Source organism: Streptomyces sp. SID8352 (assembly GCF_009862265.1).
Lineage (GTDB): Bacteria > Actinomycetota > Actinomycetes > Streptomycetales > Streptomycetaceae > Streptomyces.
Genome location: NZ_WWGX01000033.1, coordinates 1 through 15,527, shown reverse-complemented (window position 1 = coordinate 15,527; position 15,527 = coordinate 1). Strand labels below are relative to the sequence as shown.

The 15,527-nt window shown below is 74.0% G+C and carries 13 protein-coding genes and 3 pseudogenes; 13 read left to right on the top strand and 3 right to left on the bottom strand.

Annotated elements, in window-relative coordinates; all coding sequences use genetic code 11:
• Positions 1-17 precede the first annotated feature (17 nt).
• From GTY84_RS11370 to GTY84_RS33675, 4 genes and pseudogenes are all read left to right on the top strand, one after another.
• Positions 18-239, top strand: a pseudogene (locus tag GTY84_RS11370) (spermidine/putrescine ABC transporter substrate-binding protein); the annotation flags it as partial.
• 134 nt (positions 240-373) lie between these two features.
• A pseudogene (locus GTY84_RS34900) lies at positions 374-1,074 on the top strand (DUF4158 domain-containing protein); the annotation flags it as partial.
• Positions 1,075-1,523: 449 nt separating this feature from the next.
• Positions 1,524-2,174: a CatB-related O-acetyltransferase gene (locus tag GTY84_RS34590; protein ID WP_161226051.1), complete on the top strand. Its 651-nt coding sequence runs from the start codon at positions 1,524-1,526 to the stop codon at positions 2,172-2,174.
• Positions 2,175-2,412: 238 nt separating this feature from the next.
• Positions 2,413-3,045 (top strand): recombinase family protein, encoded by a 633-nt coding sequence (locus GTY84_RS33675; protein WP_345943408.1) that lies wholly within the window; start codon positions 2,413-2,415, stop codon positions 3,043-3,045.
• Here GTY84_RS33675 and GTY84_RS11350 read toward each other — a convergent pair.
• Positions 3,020-3,733: a glycerophosphodiester phosphodiesterase gene (locus GTY84_RS11350; protein ID WP_345943407.1), complete on the bottom strand. Its 714-nt coding sequence runs from the start codon at positions 3,731-3,733 to the stop codon at positions 3,020-3,022. The genes GTY84_RS33675 and GTY84_RS11350 overlap by 26 nt on opposite strands.
• The gene (locus GTY84_RS11345; RefSeq protein ID WP_265296263.1) at positions 3,730-4,857 is read right to left on the bottom strand and encodes an adenosine deaminase; all 1,128 of its coding nucleotides are present in this window, start codon (positions 4,855-4,857) and stop codon (positions 3,730-3,732) included. Before GTY84_RS11345 ends, GTY84_RS11350 begins: the two co-directional genes overlap by 4 nt.
• Before the next feature lie 727 nt (positions 4,858-5,584).
• Here GTY84_RS11345 and GTY84_RS11340 point away from each other — a divergent pair.
• Complete coding sequence (locus GTY84_RS11340) at positions 5,585-6,220, top strand: hypothetical protein (RefSeq protein ID WP_237532191.1); 636 nt, start codon at positions 5,585-5,587, stop codon at positions 6,218-6,220.
• A gap of 292 nt (positions 6,221-6,512) precedes the next feature.
• Here GTY84_RS11340 and GTY84_RS11335 read toward each other — a convergent pair whose 3' ends face one another.
• Positions 6,513-7,085, bottom strand: a complete 573-nt coding sequence (locus tag GTY84_RS11335; RefSeq protein ID WP_345943406.1) for an NADAR family protein — start codon at positions 7,083-7,085, stop codon at positions 6,513-6,515.
• A gap of 260 nt (positions 7,086-7,345) precedes the next feature.
• Here GTY84_RS11335 and GTY84_RS11330 point away from each other — a divergent pair, with 260 nt between their 5' ends.
• From GTY84_RS11330 to GTY84_RS11295, 8 genes and pseudogenes are all read left to right on the top strand, one after another.
• Positions 7,346-8,881, top strand: coding sequence for a gamma-aminobutyraldehyde dehydrogenase (locus GTY84_RS11330; protein ID WP_161226048.1), 1,536 nt, complete (start codon positions 7,346-7,348; stop codon positions 8,879-8,881).
• A gap of 56 nt (positions 8,882-8,937) precedes the next feature.
• The gene (locus GTY84_RS11325) at positions 8,938-10,185 is read left to right on the top strand and encodes a spermidine/putrescine ABC transporter substrate-binding protein (protein WP_161226047.1); all 1,248 of its coding nucleotides are present in this window, start codon (positions 8,938-8,940) and stop codon (positions 10,183-10,185) included.
• 5 nt (positions 10,186-10,190) lie between these two features.
• A complete protein-coding gene (locus GTY84_RS11320; protein WP_161226046.1) occupies positions 10,191-11,372 on the top strand; it encodes an ABC transporter ATP-binding protein in 1,182 nt (393 codons plus the stop codon).
• Entirely contained in the window at positions 11,369-12,298 is a 930-nt protein-coding gene (locus GTY84_RS11315; RefSeq protein WP_161226045.1) for an ABC transporter permease, read from the top strand. Before GTY84_RS11320 ends, GTY84_RS11315 begins: the two co-directional genes overlap by 4 nt.
• 2 nt (positions 12,299-12,300) lie before the next feature.
• Positions 12,301-13,101 (top strand): ABC transporter permease, encoded by an 801-nt coding sequence (locus GTY84_RS11310; protein ID WP_161226044.1) that lies wholly within the window; start codon positions 12,301-12,303, stop codon positions 13,099-13,101.
• 47 nt (positions 13,102-13,148) lie between these two features.
• Positions 13,149-14,576, top strand: coding sequence for an FAD-dependent oxidoreductase (locus GTY84_RS11305; protein ID WP_161226043.1), 1,428 nt, complete (start codon positions 13,149-13,151; stop codon positions 14,574-14,576).
• 202 nt (positions 14,577-14,778) lie between these two features.
• Entirely contained in the window at positions 14,779-15,237 is a 459-nt protein-coding gene (locus GTY84_RS11300; RefSeq protein WP_161226042.1) for a hypothetical protein, read from the top strand.
• Between the two features lie 87 nt (positions 15,238-15,324).
• Positions 15,325-15,527: pseudogene (locus tag GTY84_RS11295) on the top strand (chitinase); the annotation flags it as partial.

Here is a 15,527-nt window from a genome sequence, read left to right as displayed (position 1 = left end):
AGCGGCATCCTGCGCCCATGCCCCTCCACTCGCACCCGCCCGCCCCCTCCCGCCGTTCCCTGCCGCGCGGCCTGGGCGGCGCCGCGCTGGGCGCGCTGACCGGCTGCGGCGTCCCGGCCGCCCACGTCGCCCCCGGCGACCGCGCAGCCGCCGACCGGTCCGCCACCGACCGCCGGCTCACCTGGGCGAACTGGCCGCTGTACATCGACACGGACGACGGGGACCCCGGCCGCCGTCCCCGGGTGTGAGTAGTTGGGGTACAGGAAATCCCGGTGAGACTGACCATCGGTCGGCCAGCACACTGTTCTGCGCCCTCGCTGAGGTTCGCGGAAAGATCGTCGAGCGGGTGCTGGCTCTGGCTACGTTCCGCCTCGTGCCGGTGGAGTTTCTGACCGATGAGCCGGCCAGGCGTACGGGATGTTCACCGAGGCGCCCGCGCGCCCGGAGCTGGAGCGGTTCTTCTTCCTCGACGATGACGACCGCGACATGATCGCGCTGTGTCGTAGGGACGCGCATCGGCTGGGCACGGCGGTGCAGATCTGCACGGTCCGCCACGTCGGCCGGTTCCTGGGTGAGGACCCGCTCGCCGTGCCGTGGAGACCGTGGAGTACCTGGCCGGGCAGCTCGGTATTGCGGACGCCTCGTGCGTGAAGCGGTACGCCGAGCGGCGCTCGACGGTGTATGAGCACGCGGATGAGATCCGGAGGCGGTTCACGTACCGGGCCTTCACCGACCGGAGGTGGGGCGGGAGTCCCGCAGTTTCCGTACGGGCGGGCGTGGACGCACGCCGAGGGGCCGGTGGCGCTGTTCAACCACGCGGTGACGTGGCTGCGGAAGAACCGGGTGCTGCTGCCGGGCGTCTCGGTGCTGGCCCGGCAGGTGTCGGAGGCCCGTACGGCGGCCGACCGCCGCCTGTACGAGGCGGTGGCCCGGGCGACGGTCCGCGCGGATGCGGCGCTCGCGCCGGCCTTGGCGGAGCTGCTGGTGGTGTCGGAGGGCAGGCGGGTCTCGGAGCTGGAGCGGCTGCGTACGCCGCCGGTGAAGTCGAAGGGCACGGCGGTGGTGCGGGCACTCCGTCGAGGACGACGAAGACGAGGACTGACAGGCGGTGCACCCGACCTGGCGGCCGGCTCCTGACCCAAAGAGCCCTCCCGCACCGGCGCCCACGGCTGGGCGCCTACCGGGCAGATGCCGGACCGCTTCGCGGTGTGAACAGGCAGCAGCCCCTCAACGGTTGTTCCAGGACGCAGGCAATATAGTGGGATCATGTCGATCAGTCCGCTTCGCACCCAGGCCGGCCCTCCGCCGGTCCGGTCCGGCGTGGGCGGGTCCCGGCCGGTCAAGACGCGGGAGCGTCGGCCCGGTGGTCTGATCTGGATCGAGAGAGGTATCTGAGCGTCGCGCTGTGCGCGGCGCCCGGCTGTTGCTCGTCGTACCCCGGGGCGGGGTCCGGGTGACACATGCCCTCGGCTGCTTGCGGCCCTTGCCGCTTCTTCTCGTACCGATCCGGAAGAGTGATCATCATGAGCACACCCGATGCCGGCCATCACTGGTCGCAGATGCAGTACCTCCACGAGGTCGTGACCAACCCGCACATCCGTGTGCGGGGCACCCACAGCTACTGCAGCAAGGCCTACAACGGAGGCTTCGAGGAGTCCGTGGTCCGCTACCTCTACGGCGACGCGTTCAGCCGCGCCTCGTGGGAGCCGGCCTGGCCCATCGACGAACTCCACATCGGCGACTACGTGTGCATCGCCGCCGAGGTGGTGATCCTCATGGGCGGGAACCACACCCACCGCACCGACTGGTTCAGCCTCTACCCCTTCGCCGAGAACGCCGTCGACGCCTACCGGGGCAAGGGCGACACCGTCATAGGCCACGGCGCCTGGCTCGGCATGCGCTCCATGATCATGCCCGGCGTCACCATCGGCGAAGGCGCCGTCGTCGCCGCCCAGGGCGTCGTCACCCGGGACGTCCCCCCGTACACGATCGTCGCCGGCAGCCCCGCCACCCCGGTCCGCACCCGCTTCGCCCCGGAGATCATCGAGCGTCTCCTCGCCCTCGACCTCCCCTCCTGGCCCGAGACCAAGGCCGAGGAGCTGCGCCCCCTGCTTTGCGCCTCCGACATCGACGCGCTGGAGAGGGCCGCCCACGCCTGGGAGGCAGAAGTCTGACCGAAGGAGACCTGGCCGCCGCGCAGCGCTGGAGCGCCGCGCGGCTGCCGGGCCCCGACCCCGTCCGGCGTGGCATCTGTCGTCAAACGACCGTTTGACGACAGGCGGTCGGCGCGTTCAACGGCCCCCCGCAATCCGGGGCTTCGCGGCGCCGCGAACCCAATCGGATCCGATGATGACTGCTGACAGGGTTTGGCGACGGAGAGGGTCCGATCCTCCGTACGGATGGGGCCTCCCGGTGGCGAACCGGGTCTACAAGCGGGTCTCGACCGACCAGCAGTCCACCGCCCGGCAGGACCTCGTCCTGGCCGAGGCCGGGATCGAGGACCCGGTCGTCTTCGAGGAGGCCCCCGGCACCTCCAGCCGCCTTCACCCGCTCCAGCGGCCGAAGTTGGGCGAGCTGCTGACGTACGCGCGGCCGGGCGACACCGTGCACATCTCCGAGATGTTCCGCCTCGTACGCGGCAACCAGCACGTCCTCGACGTCCTCGATGTCCTCCACCGCGACCGGCTCGCGCTTCGCATTCACGACGGCGCGTTCTCCGCGATGGACCTCACCGCCCACCACCCGCGCACCGGCGAACTGCCGTCCACCGTGGAGTTCATGGTGCAGACCCTCGCCGCCGCCGGCGAACTCCAGCGGGAGCTCACTTACGACGGGCCGCGGGCCGCCGAGTCCAAGGGCACGCCCCCGCACCCGACTCCCACGCCGACTCCGGCGCCGCCGTGGGCGGGGCCGTCCTCTCCCGGGGGCCGCTCGCCGCCCGGGCCCTGCACGACCTGGAGGAGGCCGCGGCCGTGCCCCCGCGCCCGGTGGCGGCCCGGGGCGGGGCCGATCCCCGCCCTCAGCCGCGGGCGCGCAGGGCGGTGAGCAGAGCGGGCCGGTTGGTGGTGATCGAGTCGACCGGCAGCCCGAGCAGCCGCCGCAGGGAGCGGCGGGTGTCCGGGGTCCACGCGGAGACCAGGCAGCCGTCCCGGCGGACGCGGTCGGCCAGCGCCGCGTCGAGCAGCGTGAACCGGTAGTTCAGCCAGCGCGGGCGCACCGCTGCCAGCAGGACGGGGCGCGGCGGGGCCAGCGTCGTCCAGGTCAGCGCGATCTCGGCGGCCGGGTCGGCGGCCCGCACGGCCAGCATGGCGGCGGGGCCCGCGCAGTAGTACACGCGGCCGTCCGCGTCGCACTCGCGGACGGTGTCCACGATCCGCCGCACCGTCCGCCCGTCCGGACCGCCCGGCAGGTCGATCATCACCCGGCCGCCCTCCGTCGCGGCCAGCGCCTCCGCCAGGGTCGGCACCCCGCCCCCGGTCAGCTCCCGCACCCGCGCGGCGGTCAGCGAGCCCAGCGGCAGGTCGTGCCCCCACAGCCGCTTCAGCGTGTCGTCGTGCAGCAGCACCGGCACGCCGTCCCGGGTCGGCCGGACGTCGATCTCGACCGCGTCCGCGCCCCCGTCCAGGGCGGCGCGGAGCGAGGCGGCCGTGTTCTCCCGGACGCGGTAGGGGTCGCCGCGGTGGGCGACGACGGTCACCCGGTGCCCGGTGCCCACCGGGTGCCCGGCGCTCACCGGGCGGCGAGCCAGGACGCGGTGTACGTGTCGATCTCCTCGTGGACGCGGGCCCGGCCCGCCGGGTCGAGGAAGGACGCCTCGACGGCGTTCTTCGCGAGCCGCGCCACGCCCCGCTCGTCCAGGTCCAGGAGGCGCGCGGCGACGGCGTACTCGTTGTTCAGATCGGTGCCGAACATGGGCGGGTCGTCGGAGTTGACGGTGACCAGGACACCCGCCTCGGCGAATGCCCGGATCGGGTGCTCGGCCAGGTCGGGCACCGCTCGGGTGGCGATGTTCGAGGTCGGGCACACCTCCAGGGCGACGCCCCGGTCCGCCAGGTGCGCCAGCAGCTCCGGGTCCCGGGCGGCGCTGGTGCCGTGGCCGATGCGGTCGGCGCGCAGGTACGTCAGCGCGTCCCACACGGTGCCGGGGCCGGTGGTCTCGCCCGCGTGCGGAACCGAGCGCAGCCCGGCGGCGACGGCCCGGTCGAAGTACGGCTTGAACTGGGGCCGGGCGACGCCGATCTCGGGTCCGCCCAGCCCGAAGGAGACCAGGCCCTCGGGGCGCAGCCGGTCGTCGGTGGCGAGCCGCGCCGTCTCCTCGGCGGCCTCCAGCCCGGCCTCGCCGGGGATGTCGAAGCACCAGCGCAGTACGGTGCCGAACTCGGCCTCGGCAGCCTTGCGGGCGTCCTCGATGGCGTCCATGAAGGCGGCGGCGTCGATGCCGCGCCGGGTGGAGGAGAACGGGGTGATGGTCAGCTCGGCGTAGCGCACCTTCTGGCGGGCCATGTCCCGGGCCACCTCGTAGGTGAGCAGCCGGACGTCCTCGGGGGTGCGGATCAGGTCGACGACGGACAGGTACACGTCGATGAAGTGCGCGAAGTCCGTGAACGTGAAGTAGCCGGCCAGAGCCTCGGGGTCGGTGGGCACCCGGGAGTCGCGGTGCCGGGCGGCCAGTTCCGCGACGATGCGCGGGGAGGCGGAGCCGACGTGGTGGACGTGGAGTTCGGCCTTGGGCAGCCCGGCGATGAAGGCGCGCAGGCCGCCGGGGACGTCGGGGTCGACGAGTGGCTCGGTCAAGGGTTCCTCCCCCGGGTGGTGCCCCGGGCCGCCCGGTCGGGGCGCCGCCGGGACGTGGGTGATCGGCTGATCGGCGGTCCGGGGTCATCGTAGGCCGGGGCGGGGCCGTGCGGTGGCGGGCCGTAGCATGACGTGATGTTCGAACAGAGGGGACCCGCGCATGCCTGAGGACGCGCAGCAGCCGCGAGCCGGGGCGCCGGGGGCGCCCGGGATCCAGGGAGCGCCGGAAGGGCCGGGAGCGCCGGGGGCCCAGGGCGACGGCCCGGGGCCCGGAGCGGTGCCGGGGGAGTCCCGGCCGACGGTGGCCCTGGACAAGCCGGGCGGGCCGGGCGGGACCGGGGCGACGGCGGGAGCCGCCGGGGAGCCGGGGCCCGCGGGAGCCGCCGGGGCGACGAACGCGGCCGGAGGCGCCGAGCCCGCAGGCGCCGCGAGTGCCACCGGGGGCTCCGGGACCGCCGGGGTGACGGGTGCCGCCGGCGGGGGCGCGGGGCCCGTGGCCACCGGGGCCCACGAGCCCGCCGGGGCCGGGAGTGCCGCCGGCGGCGCCGGGTTCGCCGAAGCGGCGCGGGTCGGTGGAGGTGCCGGTGGCGCGGGGCCCGTGGCCACCGGGGCCGCGGAGCCCGTGGGTGCCGGGAGTACGTTCTGGCCCGCCGCGGACTCCGGGTCCGCCGAAGCCGCGAGTACCGGCGGGTCCGCCGGGCCCACTGGGGCCGCGGGTGTCGGCGGGGCCGCCGGGAACCCCGGGACCCCCGGGGCGGCGGCGTTCGCCGCGGCACCAAGGTCCGGTGCCGTGCCGGCCGACCCCTGGGCTCCGCCGGCCGAGGACGGCGGTCCGCGCGGTGGCCTCGCGCCGTACCCGACGACGCCCTCCCTCCACGACCAGCGGACGATGGCGTCCTTCCCCGGGGCCGGCGCACCGCCGCCGTGGACGGCCCCCGCGGCCGATCCCTTCGCCCCGCCGGGCGCGCCCGTGCCCCCGTACGGCGCGGCCGACCCGTTCGCACCGCCCGCCTCCGGGACGCCGTACGGCCCCGGCCCCGGGGTCCCGCCGCCGCCCGTCGGGCCGGACGGCCCCGGCCGGGTGCCGCCCTACGGCTACCCCGGTTACCCCGGCGGCCCCGGTCACCCGTACCCGGGCGCGCAGCCGTACGGCTACTACGGCTGGCCGGGGGCGGCACCGGGAACCGGCGACGGCATGGGGACGGCCGGACTGGTCCTCGGGATCATCGCCGCCGTCGGCTTCTGCCTGTGGCCGCTGGCCATCGTCGTGGGCGTGCTGGGCGTGGTGTTCGGCGCCATCGGCCGGGGCAAGGCCCGCCGGGGCGAGGCGGGCAACCCCGGACAGGCGCTGGCGGGCGTGATCTGCGGCGCCGCGGGCATCGTCCTGGGCCTCGCCTTCGGGGCCCTGGTCATCTTCGTGCCGTAACCCCCCGGAGGGCACGGGCCCTTGCCCGTGCCCGGCCGCCCCGGGCACGGAGTCCGGGACGCCCGTCCGGAACCGGGCGCGGGCTCGTGCCGGGTGCTCCGCGCCCGCCCGGCGCCCGCCCGCCACCGCTCCTCCGGAACCCCCGGCGAGGGCCCCGTGCCGGGCGCACCGGGCACGGGCACGATGTCCCCGTGCCCGGTCCCGTGCCCCGCCGGCGCCCCCCCGGTCCCGCTCGCCCGCCACCGCCCGCCCGGCGCCCCCGCGAGGGGCCGCGCCCCGCGTGCCCCCCGGCTCAGTCCCGTTCCGGCTTCCGGGCCAGCCGGTCCCGGGCGGCCATCAGGGCGAAGCCCAGCAGGTTCTCGCCCCGCCAGCGGTGCGGGTCGCACGCCGCCGGGTCGTCGGCGGACAGGCCGATGCCCCAGATCCGGTCCACGGGGCTGGCCTCGACCAGGACGCGGTCGCCGGTGGACAGCAGATAGGCGCGCAGCGCGGGATCGGCGCCGAACTTGTGGACGCCGCCCTCGGTCACGACGCGGAAGCGCTCCCGGCGCCACACCGCCTCGTCGAAGCCGCGCACCAGTCGGCCCGCCTTCTTCGCCTCCGCCGGATGCGCCGCGGCCAGCACCCGCCGCTCGGCCTCCGCGTCCCCGAACAGCCGCGCCTTGGCGGCCATCATCCAGTGCTCGGCCGTCGGGTACTCCACGCCGTCCACGGTGAACGGCGCGGGCCACCACTGGCTGAGGCAGCCGCGGCCGGGCGTGCCGTCCCGCTCCGGCCGGTGGCCCCAGAAGCACAGGTACCGGACCCGCGCGCCGCCCTCGACCAGGCGGGCCAGCGCCGTCCTGCCGTCGATCGCCGTCCCCACGTCCCCGTCCCTCCGTGCCGTCCCATGTCCTTCGCAGGCGAGTCTGGCACGCGCCACGGACGCTCCGTTCGCCCTTTTCCGTGGCGACTCGAGATCTGGTCGACAGATTCCGTCGCGTAACCAAAAGGCAACAACGGAATCACTTGTTGGTGGTCCGGTGCTCTGTCAGGATCGGCTCTCACATCGAGCCCGTACCACGCCGCCCCCCGTCCGGTGCCCCCTCCGGGGCCGGGCGCAGGGGTGCACGGAGGAGAGCCGACATGCCCGATCGGGGTCACGCCACCCCCCGACGCCTCCCGTCCGGGGACCGCTTCGCCGAGGGGGCGCAGTACATCGCGGGTCGCCCGGCGCGGGGCACCTCGGGCGCCACCCGCACCGTCGTCGACCCGGCGACCGGCGCCGCGGTGCTGACCTACGAGCTGGCCGGGACCGCGGACGTGGACGCGGCCGTCGCCGCCGCCCGCGCGGCGTTCCCGGGCTGGGCCGGGGCGACCCCCGGCGAACGCTCCGACGTCCTGCACCGCTTCGCCGCCGTCCTCGCCGAACAGGCCGGGGACCTCGCCCGCGCCGAGTCCCTCCAGTGCGGCAAGCCGCTGAAGCTCACCCGCGAGTTCGACGTGCCCGGCACCATCGACAACACCGCCTACTTCGCGGGCGCCGCCCGGCGGCTCCAGGGCCAGGCGGCGGCGGAGTACGAGGGCGGCCACACCTCGTACGTCCGACGCGAGCCCATCGGCGTCGTCGGTTCCGTCGCCCCCTGGAACTACCCGCTCCAGATGGCCGCCTGGAAGATCCTCCCGGCCGTCGCCGCGGGCAACACCATCGTCCTCAAGCCCGCCGAGACCACCCCCCTGACCTCGCTGATGTTCGCGTGGGCGGCGACCTCGGCGGGGCTGCCCGACGGCGTCGTCAACATCGTCACCGGCACCGGGCCGGTGGCCGGGGAGCACCTCGTCTCCCATCCCGACGTGGCCATGACCTCCTTCACCGGCTCCACCGCCGTCGGCCGCCGGGTCGCGGAGCTGGCCACCGCCACCGTCAAGCGCGTCCACCTCGAACTCGGCGGCAAGGCGCCCTTCGTGGTCTTCGACGACGCCGACCTGGACGCCGCCGTCAACGGGGCCGTCGCGGGCGCCCTCATCAACAGCGGCCAGGACTGCACCGCCGCCACCCGCGCCTATGTGCAGCGGCCCCTGTACGAGGCGTTCGTCGAGCGGACCGCCGCCCTCATGGACACCGTCCGCGTCGGTGACCCCTTCGCCCCCGGCACCGACCTCGGTCCGCTGGTCAGCCACGCCCACCGGGACCGGGTGGCCGGGTTCGTCGACCGCGCCCGCGGTTACGCGCGCGTCGTGACCGGCGGCGCGGCGCCCGGCGGAGCCCTCGCCGCGGGCGCCTACTACCGGCCCACCCTGATCGCCGGCGCCCCCCAGGACAGCGAGGCGGTCCAGGCGGAGATCTTCGGCCCCGTCCTGGTCGTCCTGCCCTTCGACGGCGACGACGAGGGCATCCGGCTGGCCAACGACACCCCCTACGGGCTCGCGGCCTCCGCCTGGACCCGGGACGTGTTCCGCGCCAACCGCGCCACCCGGGAGATCGCGGCGGGCTGCGTCTGGGTCAACGACCACATCCCGATCATCAGCGAGATGCCCCACGGCGGCTACAGGGCGTCCGGCTTCGGCAAGGACATGTCCGCCTACTCCTTCGAGGAGTACACCCAGCTCAAGCACGTCATGTTCGACAACACCGCGGTGGTCCGCAAGGACTGGCACCGCACCGTCTTCGGGGACCGATAGCCACCACGACGCCCGGCCGCCGACCGCGGCCGACCACCCGGAAGGGCACCACGCGCATGGAGCAGTACGAGCCCGACCGCCTCTCCCCGGCCCGAGCGGCCGCCCTGCGGCGCAGCCTCACCAACGGCAGGGCGGCCCTCACCCGGCGCTCGCTGCTGCGCGCCTCGGCGGGCGGGGCGCTCGCGACCGGCGGTGCCCTGGCGCTGGGCGGCTGCGGCATCCCCCCGGCCGGCCGGACCGGGGGCGGCACCGCCGCCGAGGACCGGTCCGAGGAGGAGCGGACCGTCACCTTCTCCAACTGGACCGAGTACATGGACGTCGACGACAGCGGCCGGCGCCATCCGACGCTGGAGGCGTTCACCCGCCGCACCGGCGTCAAGGTCACCTACAACGAGGACATCAACGACAACAGCGAGTTCTTCGGCCGCATCCAGGCCCAGCTCGCCGCGGGCCAGGACACCGGCCGCGACCTCATCGTCCTCACCGACTGGCTGGCCGCCCGGCTGATCCGGCTGGGCTGGGTGCAGAAGCTCGACCCGGCCAACCTGCCGCACGCCTTCGCCAACCTCTCGGCCCAGTTCCGCAGCCCCGACTGGGACCCCGGGCGCGCCTACTCCTACCCCTGGCAGGGCATCTCCACGGTCGTCGCCTACAACCGCGAGGCCCTGGACGGGATCGAGGTGCGCTCGGTCTCCGACCTGCTCGACAACCCCCGGCTCAAGGGCCGCGTCGGCTTCCTCACCGAGATGCGCGACACCATGGGCATGATGCTGCTGGACATGGGCAAGGACCCGTCCCGCTTCTCCGCCGACGACTACGACGCGGCCGTCGCCCGGCTCCAGAAGGGCGTCGACCGGGGCCAGATCCGCCGCTTCACCGGCAACGACTACACCTCCGACCTCACCAGGGGCGATCTGGCGGCCTGCCTCGCGTGGGCCGGTGACATCGTCCAGCTCCGGGCGGACAACCCGGACGTGGGCTTCGTCATCCCCGAGAGCGGCTACATCACCTCCAGCGACAACCTGCTGATCCCCAACCGGGCCCGGCACAAGACCAACGCCGAACGGCTCATCGACCACTACTACGAGCCCCGGCAGGCCGCGGAGCTGGCCGCGTTCATCAACTTCGTCTGCCCCGTCGACGGGGTGAAGGACGAACTGGCGAGGATCGACGAGGACGCGGCGGAGAACCCGCTGATCATTCCCGACCGGGCCATGCAGGCCGGGTCCCACTCCTTCCGCTCGCTCGGCGCGAAGGAAGAGACGGCCTGCGAAGAGAAGTTCGCGAAGCTCACGGGGGCGTGACGACGATGAGGACCAGCACAGACGCGACCGGCCGCGGCGGCGACGTCCGCCTCACCGGCATCAGCAGGACCTACGGCTCCTTCACCGCCGTGCACCCGCTCGACCTGACCGTGCCCCAGGGCTCCTTCTTCGCCCTGCTCGGCGCGTCCGGCTGCGGCAAGACCACCACCCTGCGCATGATCGCCGGGCTGGAGGAGCCCAGCACCGGCACCGTCCACCTCGGCGACCAGGACGTCACCGCCCTGCCGCCGTACAAGCGGCCGGTGAACACCGTCTTCCAGTCCTACGCCCTCTTCCCTCACCTCGACATCTTCGAGAACGTCGCCTTCGGACTGCGCAGGCGCGGCGTCAGGGGCGTGAAGAAGCAGGTCGACGAGATGCTCGGACTCGTCCAGCTCGGCGAGCAGGCCCGCAAGAAGCCGCACCAGCTCTCCGGCGGGCAGCAGCAGCGCGTCGCGGTCGCCCGCGCCCTGATCAACCACCCCCGGGTGCTGCTGCTCGACGAACCGCTCGGCGCCCTCGACCTCAAGCTGCGCCGCCGGATGCAGCTGGAGCTCAAACGCATCCAGACCGAGGTCGGCATCACCTTCGTGCACGTCACGCACGACCAGGAGGAGGCCATGACGATGGCCGACACGGTCGCCGTGATGAACGGCGGACGCGTGGAGCAGCTCGGCGCCCCCGCCGACCTCTACGAGAACCCCCGGACCACCTTCGTCGCCAACTTCCTCGGCACCTCCAACCTGATCGCGGCCGAGGCCGAGGGCGGCTCGGGGGATGACGTCGTCGCGCGGGCCGCCGGGGACCGCCTGGTGCTGCCCGCCGCCCGCTGCCCCGCCCCGGTGGGCCGGGGCGGCACCGTCCTCATCGGCGTCCGCCCGGAGAAGGCCGGCATCACCCACGCCGACGACGCCGACTCGGTCCCCGAGGGCCGCAACCGGCTCCGCGGACGGATCACCGGCACCAGCTTCATCGGCGTCTCCACCCAGTACCTCGTCGACTGCGCGGCCTGCCCCGGCTTCGAGGTCTATGTCCAGAACATCGACCGGGACACCCGGCTGGTCCCCGGCGCCGAGGTGGTCCTGCACTGGGACCCGGCCCACACCTTCGGCCTGGACGCGGCCCAGTCCCCGCTCGCCGGGACGGCGGAGGCCCGGGACGCGGCCGGGGACGGGGCCGCCCGATGAGCACCCTCAGCGAGGCGCCGCCGGCACCCGCCCCGCCCGCCCCCGAGGCGGTGCCCCCGCGTCGGCGCCGCCGGCTGACCCCGTACTGGCTGCTGCTGCCCGGCATGCTCTGGCTGCTCGTCTTCTTCGCGCTGCCGATGGTCTACCAGGCGTCCACCTCCGTGCAGACGGGCTCCCTGGAGGAGGGCTACGAGGTCACCTGGCACTTCGCCACCTACTGGGACGCCCTGTCCGCCTACTGGCCGCAGTTCCTCCGCTCGGTGGCCTACGCCGCCTCCGCGACCGTGCTGTGCCTGCTGCTCGGCTACCCGCTCGCCCACCTGATCGCCTTCCGGGCGGGCCGCTGGCGCAACCTGATCATGATCCTGGTGATCGCGCCGTTCTTCACCAGCTTCCTCATCCGCACCCTCGCCTGGAAGACGATCCTCGCCGACGGCGGACCCGTCGTCGGCCTCCTGAACACCCTGCACGTCCTGGACGTCACCGCCTGGCTCGGCTGGACCTCCGGCGACCGGGTGCTGGCCACCCCGCTCGCCGTGGTCTGCGGCCTCACCTACAACTTCCTGCCGTTCATGATCCTGCCCCTCTACACCTCGCTGGAGCGCATCGACGGACGGCTCCACGAGGCCGCCGGGGACCTCTACGCCCGCCCCGCCACCGTCTTCCGCCGGGTCACCCTCCCGCTGTCCATGCCCGGCGTCGTCGCCGGGACCCTGCTCACCTTCATCCCCGCCACCGGCGACTACGTCAACGCCTCCCTGCTCGGCTCCGCCGACACCGGAATGATCGGCAACGTGATCCAGTCGCAGTTCCTTCGGGTGCTGGACTATCCGACGGCGGCGGCCCTCTCGTTCCTCCTCATGGCAGCGATCCTCGCCATGGTCACCTTCTACATCCGCAGGTCGGGGACGGAGGAGCTGGTTTAGCGATGGCCCTCGTCAACTGGTTCAAGCGCAATCTGGTGGTGATCGCCGGACTGCTGACGCTCGCCTACCTCCTGCTGCCGAACGCCGTCGTCACGGTGTTCTCCTTCAACAAGCCCAACGGGCGCTTCAACTACGCCTGGCAGCAGTTCTCCGCCGACGCCTGGAAGGACCCGTGCGGGGTCGCCGGGCTCTGCGCCTCCCTCTCGCTCAGCCTCCGGATAGCCCTCTGGGCGACGCTCGGCGCCACCGCGCTGGGCACCGCCATCGCCTTCGCGCTGGTCCGCTACCGCTTCCGCGCCCGCGGCGCCGTCAACTCGCTGATCTTCCTGCCGATGGCCATGCCCGAGGTCGTGATGGCCGCCTCGCTGCTCACCCTGTTCCTCAACACGGGTGCCAGGCTGGGCTTCTGGACCGTCCTCATCGCCCACGTCATGTTCTGCCTCAGCTTCGTGGTGACGGCCGTCAAGGCGCGCGTCATGTCGATGGACCCCCGGCTGGAACAGGCCGCGCAGGACCTCTACGCCGGTCCCTTCCAGACCTTCGTCCGGGTCACCCTGCCGATCGCCGCCCCCGGCATCGCGGCGGGCGCGCTGCTCGCCTTCGCCCTCTCCTTCGACGACTTCATCATCACCAACTTCAACGCGGGTTCCACCGTCACCTTCCCCATGTTCGTCTGGGGATCGGCGCAGCGCGGAACACCCGTTCAGATCAATGTCATCGGGACGGCCATGTTCGTCGTCGCCGTACTGTTCGTCCTGGTCCCCATGGCCGTCGGCAACCGCCGGAACCGCCACCGGGCGTGAGCGCGGGCCGACCGCGCCCCCGGCGCACCTCGTAGGGAGTTGACATCATGGCCCCGAGAGCCATGAGCGGCAGCAGTGACCGGACCGCGTCCCTGGCCGGCGTCCGGCCCGTCCCGTACTGGCTGGACGACCCCGGCCGCCCCCGCCCCGAACCCGCCCTCACCGGCCCCACCGGCTGCGACCTGCTGGTCGTCGGCGGCGGCTACAGCGGCCTGTGGACCGCGCTGCTCGCCAAGGAGCGCGACCCCGGGCGGGACGTGGTGCTGCTGGAGGGCCGCGAGGTGGGCTGGGCCGCCTCCGGGCGCAACGGCGGCTTCTGCGCCGCCTCCCTCACCCACGGACTGGCCAACGGCCTCGCCCGCTGGCCCGGTGAGATCCACCGGCTGGAGGACCTGGGCGCCCGCAACCTGGACGCCGTCGAGGACGCCGTCGCCCGGTACTCCCTGGACTGCGGGTTCGAGCGGACCGGCGAGATCGACGTCGCCACCGAGCCGTACCAGGCCCGCGAACTCACCGCCTGGCACCGGGAGATCGAGGCCCGGGGCCTCGCCGACGGCTACACCCACCTGGACGCCGACGCCCTGCGGGAGCAGATCGACTCGCCCACCTTCCGCTCCGGGCTGTGGGACCGCCGGGGCGTGGCCATGCTCAACCCGGCCCGGCTCGCCTGGGGCCTCAAGCGCGCCTGCCTCGGCCTGGGCGTCCGCGTCCACGAGCACACCCCCGCCCTGACTCTGCGGCAGCACGGCCCCGGCATGTCCGTCCGCACCCCCTACGGCGGCGTCCGCGCCCGCACCGTGGCCCTGGGCACCAACGTCTTCCCCAGCCTGGTGCGGCGGGTGCGCCCCTACACCGTCCCGGTCTACGACTACGCCCTGATGACCGAGCCCCTCACCGGGGCCCGGCTCGCCTCCGTCGGCTGGCGGAACCGGCAGGGGATCGGCGACAGCGCCAACCGGTTCCACTACTTCCGGCTCTCCGCCGACAACCGGGTGCTCTGGGGCGGCTTCGACGCCGTCTACCCCTACGGGGGCCGGGTGCGCGCCGAGTACGACGATCGCCCGGAGACATACGCCCGGCTGGCGGACCACTTCTTCACCTGCTTCCCGCAACTGGAGGGCGTCCGCTTCACCCACGCCTGGGGCGGCGCCATCGACACCTGCTCCCGCTTCTCGCCCTTCTTCGGCACCGCCCACCGGGGCCGGGTCGCCTACGCCGCCGGCTACACCGGGCTCGGCGTCGGCGCGACCCGGTTCGGCGCCGAGGTGATGCTCGACCTGCTCGCCGGGGAGCGCACCGAGCGCACCGAACTGGAGATGGTCCGCAGCAGGCCGCTGCCCTTCCCGCCCGAGCCGTTCGCCTGGGCCGGGATCGCGCTCACCCAGTGGTCCCTGGCCCGTGCCGACACCCATGACGGGCACCGCAACCTGTGGCTGCGCACCATGGACCGGCTGGGCCTGGGCTTCGACAGCTAGGGCCTCTCGTTTGGACCAGGCCGGATCAGGGAGCGGGCCCCGGCCGGGCGGGACGGGCGCGCTGCTGCGGAGGCGACTGGCTCCGGCGGCTGTGACCCGGCTCACCCCAACGGGCCGTCCGAAGCCGCGTAATGCCCGCCGAGGGGCCCCGTCTCCCTGGTGGACGCAACCCGCGTCCACCAGTGAACAGGGAGGTCCTCACATGCCCGGTGCGCAGACCGCGCTCGCCTGGCTGGCATCCGCCGCACCCGATCCCGAGTCCTGCCGGAGGGAGTGGGAGCGCAACCCCCTGGGGGTCGCGCTGCTCCCGGCCGGACACCGCTGGGACGTGCTCATCCTGCCGAGCCGGCTCGGCCACCCCACCCTGGACGTGCTCACCCGCGTCCTCGACCAGCCCGGTCCGGTGCTCGCCGACTTCGGCGACGCCCGGACCGGGTTCTTCGTGCCGCCCGGCACTGCGGCCCGCTGGCTCGGCACCGGAATCCGGACCGCCGGGGTCGGCACCTGGATCGTCGTGCCCTATCCGGGACGGCCAGCGACCGGCGGAATCCGCTGGCTGATCCCCCCGGACGGCACCGGCACGCTCACCGATCCGGGCCTGCTGGAGCTGGCGATGCACGAGGCCGCGGCGGCGCTCGCGACGGGCGGGAACGCAGGGTGATCCGCGCGAGGGGTTGACAACCACATTGGTCTGGACCAAGTTGAACGCGCTCCGCCCTCCCCATCTCCCCCATGTCCGGAGGCATTTGTGGATCGCTCCAGACCACTGACGCGTCGTCCGCTGATCGCGTTGGTCACCGCTGCGGCTCTCGCCGTGCCCGGTCTGACCGTCATCTCGTCGGCCGCCCGTGCGGCCGACGCGGAACTCGCCCGCAACGGCGGGTTCGAGTCCGGCCTGGACGGCTGGACCTGCACCGGCGGCGCGGCCGTGACCACGCCCGTGCGCAGCGG

What these genes read in the sequence shown, in the direction of transcription:
- GTY84_RS11330 (WP_161226048.1), top strand. Translation starts at nt 7,346, where the DNA reads ATGCCCGATCGGGGTCACGCCACCCCCCGACGCCTCCCGTCCGGGGAC.
- GTY84_RS11310 (WP_161226044.1), top strand. Translation starts at nt 12,301, where the DNA reads ATGGCCCTCGTCAACTGGTTCAAGCGCAATCTGGTGGTGATCGCCGGA.
- GTY84_RS11320 (WP_161226046.1), top strand. Translation starts at nt 10,191, where the DNA reads ATGAGGACCAGCACAGACGCGACCGGCCGCGGCGGCGACGTCCGCCTC.
- GTY84_RS11325 (WP_161226047.1), top strand. Translation starts at nt 8,938, where the DNA reads ATGGAGCAGTACGAGCCCGACCGCCTCTCCCCGGCCCGAGCGGCCGCC.
- GTY84_RS11300 (WP_161226042.1), top strand. Translation starts at nt 14,779, where the DNA reads ATGCCCGGTGCGCAGACCGCGCTCGCCTGGCTGGCATCCGCCGCACCC.
- GTY84_RS11315 (WP_161226045.1), top strand. Translation starts at nt 11,369, where the DNA reads ATGAGCACCCTCAGCGAGGCGCCGCCGGCACCCGCCCCGCCCGCCCCC.
- GTY84_RS34590 (WP_161226051.1), top strand. Translation starts at nt 1,524, where the DNA reads ATGAGCACACCCGATGCCGGCCATCACTGGTCGCAGATGCAGTACCTC.
- GTY84_RS11305 (WP_161226043.1), top strand. Translation starts at nt 13,149, where the DNA reads ATGGCCCCGAGAGCCATGAGCGGCAGCAGTGACCGGACCGCGTCCCTG.